Origin of the sequence: Thiomicrorhabdus sp. Kp2, from assembly GCF_000478585.1 — a bacterium.
Lineage (GTDB): Bacteria > Pseudomonadota > Gammaproteobacteria > Thiomicrospirales > Thiomicrospiraceae > Thiomicrorhabdus.
The window spans coordinates 815,716-829,604 of record NZ_ARWI01000001.1 but is presented as its reverse complement, the minus strand read 5'-3'; the positions used below and the strand labels follow the sequence as shown (position 1 = coordinate 829,604).

Annotated in this window: 10 protein-coding genes; 7 read left to right on the top strand and 3 right to left on the bottom strand. The window is 40.0% G+C overall.

Annotated features, from left to right (window positions below; all coding sequences use genetic code 11):
- Positions 1-22: 22 nt before the first annotated feature.
- A complete protein-coding gene (gene glnE / locus A379_RS03960) occupies positions 23-2,758 on the top strand; it encodes a bifunctional [glutamate--ammonia ligase]-adenylyl-L-tyrosine phosphorylase/[glutamate--ammonia-ligase] adenylyltransferase (protein ID WP_040725931.1) in 2,736 nt (911 codons plus the stop codon).
- 91 nt (positions 2,759-2,849) lie between these two features.
- On the opposite strand, the gene A379_RS03955 is transcribed toward glnE, so the two are convergent.
- From A379_RS03955 to glnA, 3 genes are all read right to left on the bottom strand, one after another.
- Positions 2,850-3,776, bottom strand: coding sequence for an IS3 family transposase (locus tag A379_RS03955; protein WP_106381680.1), 927 nt, complete (start codon positions 3,774-3,776; stop codon positions 2,850-2,852).
- Positions 3,686-4,198: a helix-turn-helix domain-containing protein gene (locus tag A379_RS03950; RefSeq protein WP_040725716.1), complete on the bottom strand. Its 513-nt coding sequence runs from the start codon at positions 4,196-4,198 to the stop codon at positions 3,686-3,688. The genes A379_RS03955 and A379_RS03950 overlap by 91 nt, the downstream gene beginning before the upstream one ends.
- An 80-nt stretch (positions 4,199-4,278) precedes the next feature.
- Positions 4,279-5,685, bottom strand: a complete 1,407-nt coding sequence (gene glnA / locus A379_RS03945; RefSeq protein WP_040725926.1) for a type I glutamate--ammonia ligase — start codon at positions 5,683-5,685, stop codon at positions 4,279-4,281.
- A gap of 443 nt (positions 5,686-6,128) precedes the next feature.
- Here glnA and A379_RS03940 point away from each other — a divergent pair, with 443 nt between their 5' ends.
- From A379_RS03940 to phoR, 6 genes are all read left to right on the top strand, one after another.
- Positions 6,129-8,399, top strand: coding sequence for an ABC transporter permease subunit (locus A379_RS03940; protein WP_040725924.1), 2,271 nt, complete (start codon positions 6,129-6,131; stop codon positions 8,397-8,399).
- An 11-nt stretch (positions 8,400-8,410) separates the two neighbouring features.
- Positions 8,411-10,051: a phosphate ABC transporter permease PstA gene (gene pstA, locus A379_RS03935; RefSeq protein WP_040725923.1), complete on the top strand. Its 1,641-nt coding sequence runs from the start codon at positions 8,411-8,413 to the stop codon at positions 10,049-10,051.
- 111 nt (positions 10,052-10,162) lie between these two features.
- On the top strand, positions 10,163-10,981 hold the full coding sequence (gene pstB, locus A379_RS03930; RefSeq protein WP_040725921.1) for a phosphate ABC transporter ATP-binding protein PstB: 819 nt from the start codon (positions 10,163-10,165) through the stop codon (positions 10,979-10,981).
- 54 nt (positions 10,982-11,035) lie between these two features.
- Positions 11,036-11,773 carry a phosphate signaling complex protein PhoU gene (gene phoU, locus A379_RS03925; RefSeq protein WP_040725919.1) on the top strand — a complete coding sequence of 246 codons (738 nt, stop codon included), beginning with the start codon at positions 11,036-11,038 and terminating at the stop codon, positions 11,771-11,773.
- A gap of 27 nt (positions 11,774-11,800) precedes the next feature.
- Positions 11,801-12,499: a phosphate regulon transcriptional regulator PhoB gene (gene phoB / locus A379_RS03920; RefSeq protein ID WP_040725917.1), complete on the top strand. Its 699-nt coding sequence runs from the start codon at positions 11,801-11,803 to the stop codon at positions 12,497-12,499.
- Between the two features lie 3 nt (positions 12,500-12,502).
- A complete protein-coding gene (gene phoR / locus A379_RS03915) occupies positions 12,503-13,789 on the top strand; it encodes a phosphate regulon sensor histidine kinase PhoR (protein WP_040725915.1) in 1,287 nt (428 codons plus the stop codon).
- Positions 13,790-13,889: the final 100 nt, after the last annotated feature.

Here is a 13,889-nt window from a genome sequence, read left to right as displayed (position 1 = left end):
TATTCGATTTTTTGGAGAAAAAATGTCTTATTCTGTTGCCCAAGCTCTATCTTGGAGTCCGTTTACTGAACGCTTAACGCAGAAATTTCCTGACCTGCTCAGTGAGGAAAGTTATTGTGAACAGTGGCCTCAAGGTGAGCTTTATCAGCGTGTCTATAGCGATGTTATTCAGGCAGTGGATGACAAGGAGCTGGCTAAAAAATTACGTATTCAGCGTAATTGGCAGATGGGTCGAATTGCATTGCGTGATTTGATGGGGCTTTCGGAGTTAGAAGAGGTCATGCTGGCTACTTCTGAACTAGCGGATGCTTTGGTTAATTCTGCGTTAGATTGGCATTATGAACGGTTTTGTGTTCGTTATGGCACGCCAATGGGAATGGAATCAAACACAGCTCAAAAAATGATTGTTATTGGAATGGGCAAGTTAGGAGGTAAGGAGCTTAATTTCTCTTCTGATATCGATTTGATTTTTGCCTATCCTGAACATGGTGCTACGCAAGGTGCATCAAGAAGTATTCCCAATGAACAGTTTTTTATACGTTTGGGGCAGGCTCTGAATAAATCGCTGGTAGATTACACTGAAGATGGATTTGTGTATAGAGTGGATATGCGTTTACGACCTTTTGGTGATTCAGGGCCATTAGCAGTAAGTTTTGCTGGGCTAGAGCACTATTATGAGCTGCATGGACGTGCCTGGGAGCGATATGCCTTGGTTAAAGCTCGAGCGATGGCGGGGGATAAAGATGAGTCTAAGTATATGTTTGATATACTCAGGCCTTTTGTATATCGTCGTTACGTTGATTTTAGTGCAATGGAATCGCTTCGAGAATTGAAGCAAATGATTATGGTCGAAGTGCAAAAGAAAGGCATGTTGCAAAATGTTAAGCTTGGGCCAGGTGGGATTCGTGAAGTTGAATTTATTGTACAGGCTTTTCAGTTAGTTCATGGTGGAAGAGATCATGGTTTACAGGGGCGTAGACTTATTCCAACGCTTGGCCATTTATTAGAACGTGGCTTTATCGAGCAAAAAGAGCATGATGCATTGTTAGAGGCTTATGTTTTTTTACGTAGAGCTGAGAATCGTTTACAAGAGTGGAATGATCAACAAACGCATGATCTGCCTTCTGATGAACATCAACAGGTCTGTTTAGCGGAATCCATGGGGTTTGAAAATTACGCCACCTTTAAAGAAAAACTTGATGCGCACCGTGATTTTGTGAGCGCTCAGTTTAACGAGGTTTTTGCCGTTGAGGCTGTCAGTACTGAAGTAAATCACTGGCGTAAAATCTGGTTAAGTGGCATTGAAAGTGAAGAAGATTTAGCAGAGTTTGATTTAGAAGACCCTGGGGCTTTTGTTAGGCATATTAAAGGGTTTAAGCAGAGCAGATCCGTTGGAAGGTTGGGTGCCGAGGGTATAGAGCGCCTAAATGCTTTTATGCCATTGTTGCTTAATGAGTTATTTCAGCAAGGTTATAGTGAAGAGATGTTAATTCGTGCTCTTAAAATTGTTGAAAATGTCGTTCAACGTAGTGTTTATCTCGTACTCTTAAATGAGAATCCACAGGCGTTAAAGAACCTAGTTGCTTTAGTTGAGGTCAGCCCTTGGTTAACAGATATGTTGGCAAAGTATCCAGCCTTGATGGATCAATTAATTGATGAACGTTCTTTATATGCTCCACTCGAACTTAACTCTCTAAATGCTGAAGTGGCCAATGTTTTGCAGGGTTGTGAAGGAGATGAAGAGTGTTTTATGGAGCAGATTAGGCAGTGGCGTCACGCGCAGGTCTTTAAAGTGGCTGCGGCAGATGTAACTGGAAATGTTCCTGTTATGAAAGTAAGTGATTACTTAACCTGGATAGCAGAGGCGGTGCTAAATGGTGTTGTTGAATTTGCTTGGCAATTAATGCTACAAAAAAGTGGGGTGCCAGGAGGGCTTGATCCAGACAATATAAGAAATCCATTTTTAGTATTGGGTTACGGCAAGGTCGGTGGTATTGAGTTGGGGTATGGTTCAGATTTAGATATTGTGCTTTTGTATGAGGGGTTAAGTCCAAGTGATTCTGCGACTAATGAGAGAGGGCGACAACTAGAGAACTCGCTGTTTTTTGTTCGTATGGGGCAGAAGATTATCTCTTTAATGACAACTTTAATGCCAGCGGGAATTCTCTATGAGGTAGATACTCGTTTACGTCCAAACGGCGCATCGGGAATGATTGTGACCGATTTTGAAAGCTATAAGGCTTATATTGAAAATAAGGCATGGAACTGGGAGCATCAAGCTTTAACTAGAGTGAGAGCGGTTGTTGGTGATGAACAAAGTCGCTCTGCATTTGAGACGTTCAAAAGTCAATACTTGCAAAGACCGAGAGAGATTGAGGTGGTAAAGCAAGAGGTGGTAGCAATGCGTGACAAAATGCGAGAAGCGTTGGATAAATCTAATGCAGAGCAGTTTGATTTAAAGCAAGGTGTTGGTGGAATTGTTGATATTGAATTTATGGTTCAGTATCTGGTTTTAGCCTATGCTAATGTGCATCCATCATTAACTGAATACTCGGATAATGTGAGAATATTGGAAGCGATTGAGCGAGTAGGTCTATTGACAGATGAGCAGGTTGAACAATTGATAGGTTCTTATAAGGTTTATCGTTCAAAGTATCATCGAGTGGCATTACAAAATGAAAAGCCGATTGTTGAGCAGGGTTGTTACGTGGAAGAACGAGAAGCGGTAAAAGGCGTTTGGAATTGTTTAATGGCGTGAGTTCTTTTATCTGTCTTCATTTAGTCTATTAAAAAGTAGACACAAAAAAAACCGCCTTCATGAAGTGACCCCAAAAAGTTGGACATTTTAGTTAAACGGCACTTAAGGCCTGATTTCGATATTCTATCGGAGTCAGGCCTTTTAGTTTCACCTTGATTCGTTTTGTATTGTAATACTCAATATAGTCTTTAATTTCTTCCATTAGATGCTCAGCGCTATTGAACTTCTTACGATGATACATCTCGGTTTTGAGGATTCCAAAAAAGTTCTCAGCAACCGCATTATCTAAACAGTTCCCTTTTCTTGACATGCTCTGAGTTAATCCATTCTCTTTCAGTAACTTCTGTACATCACTATGCTGATACTGCCAGCCTTGATCACTGTGGAATATCGGTTTGACTTTGCCTGTTAACTTATTGACTGCTTCTTTTAGCATGTCGGTCACCAGTGGTAGCCGTGCACTCTTGGCCACTCGATAACTAATCACTTCTTGGTTAAACAGGTCAATCACTGGGGATAAGTAAACTCGCTGTTCTCCGACTTTAAACTCCGTGACATCGGTTACCCATTTTTTATCTGGTGCATCAACACGGAAGTTTCTTTGAAGCACATTTTCGGCAATTCGGCCTACTTGACCTCTATAGGATCGGTAACGCTTTGGCCTGACGAATGACTTTAAGTTCAGTTCTTGCATTAAACGTTGAACGGCCTTCTTGTTTAAAAAGTGACCTAAGCGTCTTAACGCATAGGTCATGCGTCGATACCCATAACGACCTTTATGCTCATTACAGAGTTGTTGAATCGCTCTTTTAACGTCCGCATAACGATCAGGCAGCGCATTGCGCGCCTGATGGTAATAAAACACACTGCGCGCAAGCCCTGCGGCCTTGAGAAGATGTTTAAGTGGATAGAACTTTCTAAGCTGATCTATGAGCCCTGCTTTTTCTTGGTTTGGCGTTCTTTTTCCTGAAGCAGGGCATCGAGCTTTTTTAAATAGGCATTCTCCGCTCGACGGTATTCGAGTTCTTCTCGTAACTCTTCTAGGCTCATTTGTTCGGTTGGTTTAATGGTTTCTTGCTTTTGGTTTTTTTTCATTTTTCTACCCTGCTTTTTAGGCTGCAAGCCTGAAAGGCCGAACCGTTCGAATTGAGTGAGCCAAGTAGAAATCGTACCTGGAGAACTCATGTTATGGACAATACTGGTATAACTAATAGACCAGTTATTTTCACGCATGTGTTTTAGGATACGATATTTGTCTTCAAAAGAGTATGGTGTGTTTCGTTTGATAAACGCATTTTGACCATGGAAACGATAGACTTGTGTCCAGTAACGGATATAGCGATCTGGAATACCGAGTCGCTTGGAAATGGACAGACTGGATTCATGAGAAAGGCATTGCTTAGCAATCGCCAGTTTAAATTCTCGATTGTATTTGGACATGAAAAACCCCCAAAGTTGGTGTCCAACATTTGGGGGTCACTTCATCAAGGCGGTTTTTTTGATTTCAGTTTAATCTAAGATTAAGCAGAGTAGTACATGTCAAACTCAATTGGGTGAGTAGTTGCACGCAGACGTGTTACTTCTTCCATTTTTAGTTTGATGTATGAATCGATAGCTAAGTCAGTCATAACACCACCTGCTTTCAAGAACTCACGGTCTTGATCAAGAGCATCTAAAGCTTCTTCTAGAGAAGCACAAACTGTTTTGTAAGTAGCTTCTTCTTCTGGAGGTAGGTCATATAGATCTTTTTCAGCGGGAGCGCCTGGATCGATTTTGTTGATGATACCGTCAAGACCAGCCATCATTGATGCTGCGAACGCTAGGTATGGGTTAGCTGTAGGATCTGGGAAACGAAGCTCTACGCGACGTGAACGCTCAGAAGGCGCATACGGGATACGGATAGAAGCTGAACGGTTAGAACCAGAGTAAGCAAGAAGGATTGGTGCTTCAAAACCAGGTACTAAACGTTTATAAGAGTTTGTTCCTGGGTTTGTGAATGCGTTTAATGCGCGAGCATGCTTCATTAAACCACCGATGTAGTAGATAGCTTCTTGTGAAAGACCTGAGTAAACGTCACCAGCAAAAATGTTTTTACCATCTTTAGATAAAGACATATTGATGTGCATACCAGAACCGTTATCACCAACGATCGGCTTAGGCATAAATGTCGCCGTCTTTCCTAAAGCGTGAGCTGTGTTGTGTACACAATATTTTAGAATCTGAACTTCATCAGCTTTAGCTGTTAAGGTATTACCTGCAACAGCAAGTTCACACTGACCAGCTGTGGCTACTTCGTGATGGTGAGCTTCAATATCTAGTCCCATTGCTTCTGCCATAGCACAGATATCAGCACGTAGTTCGTGTAACTGATCTACAGGCGGTACAGGGAAGTAACCACCTTTAATGCTTGGGCGGTGACCTACGTTACCGTCAGTAAAGACTTTTTCAGAGTTCCAAGAAGCTTCATCAGCATCAATCTTAACGAAAGAACCTGACATGTCTGCACCCCAGCGAACATCATCAAATACAAAGAACTCTGGTTCAGGACCAAAGAATGCAGAATCAGCAATACCTGTAGATTTTAGGTAAGCTTCGGCTTTTTGAGCGATGGCACGTGGGTCTTTTTCGTAACCTTCCATCGTAGCTGGTTCAACAATCATGCAACGAATAATCAGTGTTGGATCGTTAGTGAAAGGGTCCATAACATAGCCATCAGTTTGTGGCATAAGAATCATGTCAGAGTTATTGATGCCTTTCCAGCCTTGAATTGAAGAACCATCAAATGTTTCTCCATCAGTAAAAAAGTCTTCATCAACGTTTGCAGCAGGAATTGTTACATGCTGCTCCTTACCGTGAGTATCCGTAAAACGTAAATCTACCCATTTAACATCATTCTCTTTGATTACATCAAAAATTGCTTGTGGCATTGTTTATGTCCTTTTTCATCTATGTGAATATAAATTATAACATGATGATAATAGCGTGAACCGTGCCAGGAATCCAATAATTTTTACGAATGTTTTAAAGAGCTTTTTTTTCAAGAGGTTAAGTGATTGTTTTATAAATTTGCATAAGGACTTTAATTTCAAAAAAGAAACAATATGGTGCGTTTTTTAAAAAGATATGGTGCATTTTTTATAAATTCAAACAGAGATCTGTTAGCCGTTCAAGAAGGCTCTTATTGTACCAGTTGAAATTGTTACAGAAATATTACAAGAATTAATAGGGGTTGGCTCAAAATGCAATTTGGTTGTCATATTAGGTCGTTATTATTCGGATTAAATAATTAGGTATCTAGATTCATTTTTAATTTAAGTGAGTCTGGAGGCTAAATCGAATAAATCGAGTGAATTAAATAGGTTGATCATTTATGAGTGCAACGATTCAGACTAAATTGGATCAGGCTTTAAGCGGTAAAGCGTTTGAAAAGCGTATTCGACGAAGAAATTTAAAAGACAGTATTTCTAAATATGGAATATCAGTAGGCGGTATGAGCGTTATTTTAGCGGTATTGCTGATTATGTTCTTTTTGTTGTATGTTGTATTACCTCTCTTTGTGCCTGCAACTATCGAGAAAACGGCTCAGTATTCAATCCCAGGAAGTCAGCAAGAGAGAACTTTGTATTATGGCATTGATGAGTATCAGACGACGGCTATTCGCTTTACGGATTCGGGCGATTTGGTTGGTTTTGATGTTAAAGATGGCACCATTAATTTTAAAGAGAGGCTTCCGTTAAATGGCGCAGAAATCACTACCTATAAAGTGGTTAGTGAGTTAGACCGTTTATTGGTTTTTGGTTTATCAAATGGTAGTGTGTTGTTTGCTAAATACGATTATGACGTTAGTTATCCTAATAATGTGCGTAAGATTTCTCCAAAGGTGGTCTACCCATTTGGTCAGGAGCCTATTGCTTTGGCCGATGGAAAAATTACCAATCTTGCGGTAAAAGCATTTGAGTCAGAGCTAAGGTTGGCTTATCAAGTTGAGGGTTCAAAAACCATTACACTTAAATCCTTTACTAAGATTGAGTCGATGCTTACGGATTCAGTCGTACTTGAAGAAGACGGAAGTGGTCATTTTGATAGTAATATCTCCTTGAAATGGTTGATGATTGATACGAGTGGCCGTAATTTATATACCATCTCTCAGGCAGGTGTGGCTGATTATTACGATATTAGAAATGTTGAAAGCCCTGAATTAATTCAACATGTTAATTTAATGCCTCAAGGTGAGACACCTACGGTTATTCGTTTTTTATTGGGTGATTATTCCTTAATGATTGGTTCTGATAAAGGAAATGTTTATCAGTGGTTTCCTGTGCGTGATGAGTCAAATGATTTTGCATTAAAACCAATCCGTAAATTTCATGTAGGTGATTCAGCCGTTGAGTCGATAGGTATTGAGCTTGCTCGTAAAGGCTTTGCCACATCGGATGCAAGCGGTCGCTTTAACTTGTTCCATTCTACGTCTGAGCGCCACTTAGCTTCGGAAGAAGTCAGTTCTGTTGGCGCAAATTTAGTAACCATTGCTCCTCGAGCTAATGGTGCCATAGTTGAAACGAACGATGGACTCTTAACTCATTTTACGATTGAAAATGAGCATCCTGATGTTTCTGTTTCCAGCTTATGGGGTAAGGTTTGGTATGAAGGTTATGAAGAGCCAACTTATACTTGGCAATCTTCATCTGCGAGTTCAGATTTTGAACCTAAGTTCTCCTTAATGCCATTGACGTTCGGTACCATTAAAGCGGCACTCTACTCAATGTTATTTGCTGTTCCTATTGCTATTCTAGCTGCGATTTATACCGCATTCTTTATGGATAAAGCCACTCGCCAATGGGTTAAGCCTTCGGTCGAGATGATTGAAGCTTTACCAACCGTTATTTTAGGTTTCTTAGCAGGTTTGTGGCTTGCTCCCTATATGGAGGCAAACTTACCAGGGTTCTTTGCCATACTGATTGTTTTACCACTTGGCATTATCTTGTTTGGTTATGCTTGGTCAAGATTGCCTGAAAGCATTCGTCTATTCATTCCAGTTGGCAAACGTGCCGTGCTAATGATTCCTGTAATTGTCTTTTTGGGGTGGTTTTCATTACAACTCAGTGGGCCGATTGAAAATGCGATGTTTGACGGCAATATGCGTCACTGGTTAACCGCATCAGCAGGTATCGATTTTGATCAGCGTAATGCGATGGTTATCGGGTTTGCCATGGGCTTTGCCTTAATACCGACCATTTTCTCGGTAACAGAAGATGCTATCTATAACGTGCCGAGTTATTTAGTGAATGGTTCTTTAGCGCTCGGTGCGAGTGGTTGGCAGACTCTTGTTGGTGTTGTTTTGCCAACCGCCAGTCCAGGTATCTTTTCAGCGATTATGCTTGGTTTTGGTCGTGGTGTTGGGGAGACAATGATTGTCTTGATGGCTTCAGGTAATACACCATTAATGGAAGTGAATATCTTTGAGGGTATGAGAACTCTATCGGCTAACTTAGCAGTAGAAATGGCCGAAGCAGAAGTATCCAGTTCACACTATCGAGTTTTATTTTTAGCAGGCCTGGTATTGTTTATTTTTACCTTTATTTTTAACACCTTAGCAGAAGTTGTTCGTCAACGTATGCGTCGTAAATACGGTTCGTTATAGGAGATCATGAAATGAAAGAATGGTTTAACAAAGGCGAACATTGGATTTGGATGAGTTCAGCTATGGTCAGTATCAGTGTTGTACTGGTGCTGGGGTTAATGGGAATGATCGCTTACAAAGGTGCCGTGCACTTTTGGCCGCATGCTGTTTATGAAATCCAGCTTGAGCAGAATGGTCAAAAAGAGATGGTTGTTGGGGAGTTGCGTGATGAAAAACAAGGTCATGTGACTGACCCAGTTACAGGTGTTGAAACCCCCGTTTCACAATATCTCATAAAGATTGGTAATCGTGATGTTTACGGTATCGACTTTAGATGGGTTAACGACAATGTGATTGCCAGTGAAATGGATAAATTGTCAAAAGATGTTTTAGTCATTGAACGTTATGAATACGGCAATGTCTTTGGACATCTTGCGAGTGCCGATATTGATGGCAAAAAGATTGTCGATAAAACAAATTTATTAGCATTGATTAAAAAGCAAGTAGAGCTGAGTTCTAAGACACATGACGAGATCCGTCATATCGAAAAAATTAAAATTGGTAAGATTAATTATCAAATTGAGCAGCTTCGTTTTGAAGAGAAAAAACTGCGACTAAAAGAGGCTTTTACCGATGAAGAAGCGGCAAGATTAGCTGCGGAACGCTCGGCTTTACAAAAAGAATTTACGGCATATCAACAGCAGACTCAGGTTTTATACAAAAAATTAGATGGCTATGGTGATTTAACGGTCACCATTACTGGTGGTCAAAATTTAACGATTCCTTTTAAAAAGATTGTTGATTTATGGCAACCTAATAATATGAATTTTGCCGAAAAACTCGGTTTCTTTGGTCACTCTCTTAAAAATTTCTTACTTGATGATCCTCGTGAAGCAAATACTGAAGGGGGGATTTTCCCCGCGATGATTGGCACGATCACCATGGTGTTATTAATGACCATTTTAGTGACACCGATGGGGGTGGTGGCCGCAATCTATATGCGTGAGTATGCTAAAGATGGCCCTGTGTTGAGAATGGTTAGAATATCCATCAACAACTTAGCAGGGGTGCCGTCGATTGTATTTGGTATTTTTGGTTTAGGGTTCTTTGTCTATATTTTAGGGGGCTCAATAGACGAGCTTTTCTATGATTACGCCTTACCAAGCCCAACTTTTGGTACGCCAGGTTTATTGTGGGCCGCCTTAACCATGGCTTTATTAACCTTGCCAGTTGTTATTGTTTCTACCGAAGAGGGTTTGTCTCGTATACCACGTTCACTGAGAGAAGGTGGCTTGGCATTAGGGGCGACTAAATCAGAAACGATTATGAAGATTGTGCTTCCAATGGCAACACCAGCGATTATGACTGGTTTAATACTTGCCATCGCTCGAGCCGCGGGTGAAGTTGCCCCATTGATGTTAGTGGGGGTTGTTAAGCTTGCTCCAGAGCTTCCTGTTGATGCAATTGCACCGTTTGTACATTTAGATCGTAAGTTTATGCACTTAGGTTTCCATATTTATGATGTTGGTTTCCAAAGTCCAAACGTAGAGGCATCGCAACCGTTGGTTTACGCCACCTCTTTATTGCTCGTTATTATTATTGTCGGTTTAAACATTGGCGCCATTTCTATCCGCAATCGTTTACGTGAGAAATATAAAGCCTTAGAGCATTAATCCAGTTTTATAAATTCAATTGACGTTTATTCAAGATGACGTCAGTTAAACATTATTTAAATATTACGTGTTGATTTACTTTTTATAAATCAATGATATAAGGAAGTTTTTATGAGTGATCAAAACTTATCAATTTCATTAGATAGAGAAGATAGAGCCATGTCTTTAGCCAATGAAAAAATTGCCATTGAGGTTAGAGATTGGAATCTTTTTTACGGGAAAAAGCAGGCCTTAAATTCTATTAATATGGATATTCCAGAGAACCGCGTAACCGCGTTTATTGGGCCGTCAGGTTGTGGTAAATCTACTTTATTACGTTGTTTTAACCGTATGAATGACTTAATTGATATTGTGAATGTCGATGGCCAAATGACACTACATGGCGATGACATGTATGCTAAAAACATGGATGTATCCGCATTACGTCGTCGTGTTGGTATGGTGTTTCAAAAGCCGAATCCTTTTCCCAAATCAATCTATGAAAATGTCTGTTATGGATTAAGACTTCAAGGTGTTAAGGATAAAAATACGCTTGATGAAGCAGTTGAGTGGGCATTGAAGGGCGCTGGGCTTTGGGAAGAAGTTAAGGATCGTCTAGATGAAAATGCCTTAGGTATGTCTGGTGGTCAGCAACAACGTTTGTGTATTGCCAGAGCTATCGCAATTAAGCCAGAGGTGTTACTACTTGATGAACCAACTTCTGCACTTGACCCGATTTCAACATTAGCGATTGAAGAGCTGATTTTTGAATTGAAAAAAGAATTCACAATCTTAATTGTGACACACAATATGCAACAAGCCGCACGTGTATCTGATTATACAGCGTTTATGTATATGGGTGATTTGATTGAATATACCGATACCGACAGTTTGTTTACTAACCCACAAGTTAAACGTACTGAGGACTATATTACGGGTCGTTATGGCTAATAAGTTTTTATAACCAATAACTTGTCGTTTATAAATTGTGCATAGGAAAACAAAATGGAAAGAAAATTATTTAATTCGCATATTTCTGGGCAGTACAACCAAAACTTAGAAGAGCTGTTTAATCATATTCTGGTTATGGGTGGATTGGTTGAAACGCAAATAAAAAATACTGTAGAAGCGGTTAAGTGTGAAGATAAAAGTTTAGCTAAAGAGATCAAACAAGTTGATAAAATTGTTAACAAAGAAGAGTTAGAAATCGATAGCTTGTGTGCTCGCGTTCTAGCTCGTCAGCAACCAACGGCATCAGATTTACGTTTGATTGTAAGTTCGATTCGTATTGCTGTTGATCTTGAGCGTATGGGGGATGAAGCGGTAAATGCTTCTAAACTTGCTACTAAAATGTCAAAAGTGGCAGAAGTTCCATGTGAAATTTTACCTGGTTATGGTGCGCTGATGGAGATGGTGGCGATTGACCTAGATATGTTGAGCAAAACATTAAACTCTTTTTCACAGCTTGATTTGTCAGGATTGGAAGATGTCTTTGAAAGTGATCAACGTATTACAATGATAAAAAAGAAAGCATTACTAGAAATTAATCACTCTTTAAATCATGATACACAAGAGCTGGCTGAATATATAATGCAAATGTTCTTCTCAATTAGAGCTTGTGAACGTATTTCAGCCCACATTGTTAATGTTGCAGAAAGCATTATTTATTTAGTAAAAGGGCAGCATGTTCGTCATATGAACTCTGAAAAACTGAATGCGTTTTTAGGAACATTAGACAAATAATTGCTGCAGTATCGCTTGGGAGTACCTATGGGGCAAAGTAATATTTTAGTCATTGAGGATGAAGCTGCAATACGTGACATGTTAAAGTTCACTTTGTCCTCATCTAACTATCAAGTGCGTGAAGCGAGTAACGCTGAAGACGGTTGGAAACTGGTTCTAGAAGAGATTCCAGATTTGATTCTATTAGACTGGATGATGCCTGGAACGCCAGGTGTGACACTTGCACAAAGATTACGTCAAAATGATAAAACCAAAGCGATACCTATTATTATGCTGACCGCACGTGGCGAAGAAGAAGACCAGGTACAAGGGTTTAATGCGGGTGCGGATGATTATGTGGTTAAGCCTTTTTCACCTAGAGCATTAGTTGCTCGAATTCAAGCCTTACTTCGACGTCAAATGCCTGAACAATTAGCTGGAGACCAACTGATTGCGGGTAATATGCGCTTAGACTTAGAATCGCATCGATTTTACGTCAGTGAAGATGAAATCAAGTTAGGGCCAACAGAGTTTAAGTTGGTTCATTTCTTTATGTCTCATCCAAATAGAGTGTTTTCGCGTGCGCAACTTCTTGACCATGTATGGGGCGTGAATGTGGTCGTTGAGGAGCGTACGGTAGATGTTCATATTCGTCGCTTACGTAAGTTGTTAGAACCTACTCAGGTTGCGGACTACATTCAAACTATTCGAGGCTCAGGTTACCGATTCTCTGTTGTAGAGGAATAAGCATTGTTATCAAATGGCATAAAGCGTGAGTTAACCTGGATTATTACCAGTGCATGGGTGTTGCTTTTTTTTGCGTGGGTGACAGATTTTTGGTTAATCTCACTGTTTATATTCATTGTTTTCTATATTTCACGCCAATTGTGGAGCATCCGAAAGTTTGAAAAATGGATGGATGGTCGATTACAAAACACCTATCCACCTGTTTCTGGTTTTTGGAGCGAACTGACTTATTTGGTTTCTAAAAAACAGCGTGCATTAGAGAAGCATGTCGACTTGAATCTTTATAAATCTGAGCAATTTAAAGCCGCATCAATGCTGATTCCTGACGTTATTGTCTCTCTTGATCAGTACAATAATATTGAATGGTTTAATACCGTGTCCAAAACCTTATTAGGAATTAGGAAGCAAGATAAAGGCAGTAAAATTGAATCGGTTGTTAGGCAATCTGACTTTGTTCAATATTTGAAAGCGGGTGATTTTTCTAAATCCCTCACTGTTAACTCCAGCTACCGTCCAGCACGAACTTATGAAATGCAAATTATTCATTATTTTGAGAATCATAAGTTATTGGTGGTGCGAGATATTACTGAACTCTACCAGCTCGCCCAAATTCGTCGAGATTTTATTGCCAATGCATCCCATGAGCTTCGCACACCTCTAACCGTGTTAAGAGGGTATTTGGAGGTGATGATTGATACGCCAGGTGAACACCAAGAAAATTGGCGTTTACCTTTAGAGCATATGGAAACTCAGTCACATAGAATGCAAACGATTATTGAAGACTTGTTAACGCTTTCCACAATTGAAGCGGAATCGATTACCGCAGAGAAGAAAACGGTTGATGTCCCCAAGAAATTGCAACAGCTGGAAATCGATGCACAACAACTGGGGGGTGAAAACCATCATTTTACGTTTGAGATTGATCAATCGCTTAAAATAAAGGGCTATGCTGAACCGCTTAAAAGTGTGTTTATGAACTTACTTTCTAATGCTGTGCGCTACTCTCCTGATGGCGGTGAAATAACCGTTCGTTGGTATAAAGATAAACAGTATGTTGTCTTTGAAGTTCAAGACAACGGTTTAGGTATTGCTCAGGAGCATATTCCACGTTTAACAGAGCGTTTTTATCGGGTGGATAAAGACCGTTCTCGTGTTACAGGTGGTACAGGTCTAGGATTAGCCATTGTTAAACATGTGCTTGAAAAGCATGAAGCACGTTTGAGTATTGAGAGTGTTTTAGGAAAGGGCAGTGTTTTTCGCTGTGAATTTCCAATTAAGCTTGCTCGGTGATGTATTTGTTTAAACCATCGTGTAAGCAAATATTAAGCACTCAGATATTGAAGTGACCAGGCCTGGTAACTTGGTTAAACATTAAAAAAAATGCTCATGG

What these genes read in the sequence shown, in the direction of transcription:
- glnE (WP_040725931.1), top strand. Translation starts at nt 23, where the DNA reads ATGTCTTATTCTGTTGCCCAAGCTCTATCTTGGAGTCCGTTTACTGAA.
- A379_RS03950 (WP_040725716.1), bottom strand. Translation starts at nt 4,198, where the DNA reads ATGTCCAAATACAATCGAGAATTTAAACTGGCGATTGCTAAGCAATGC.
- glnA (WP_040725926.1), bottom strand. Translation starts at nt 5,685, where the DNA reads ATGCCACAAGCAATTTTTGATGTAATCAAAGAGAATGATGTTAAATGG.
- A379_RS03940 (WP_040725924.1), top strand. Translation starts at nt 6,129, where the DNA reads ATGAGTGCAACGATTCAGACTAAATTGGATCAGGCTTTAAGCGGTAAA.
- pstA (WP_040725923.1), top strand. Translation starts at nt 8,411, where the DNA reads ATGAAAGAATGGTTTAACAAAGGCGAACATTGGATTTGGATGAGTTCA.
- pstB (WP_040725921.1), top strand. Translation starts at nt 10,163, where the DNA reads ATGAGTGATCAAAACTTATCAATTTCATTAGATAGAGAAGATAGAGCC.
- phoU (WP_040725919.1), top strand. Translation starts at nt 11,036, where the DNA reads ATGGAAAGAAAATTATTTAATTCGCATATTTCTGGGCAGTACAACCAA.
- phoB (WP_040725917.1), top strand. Translation starts at nt 11,801, where the DNA reads ATGGGGCAAAGTAATATTTTAGTCATTGAGGATGAAGCTGCAATACGT.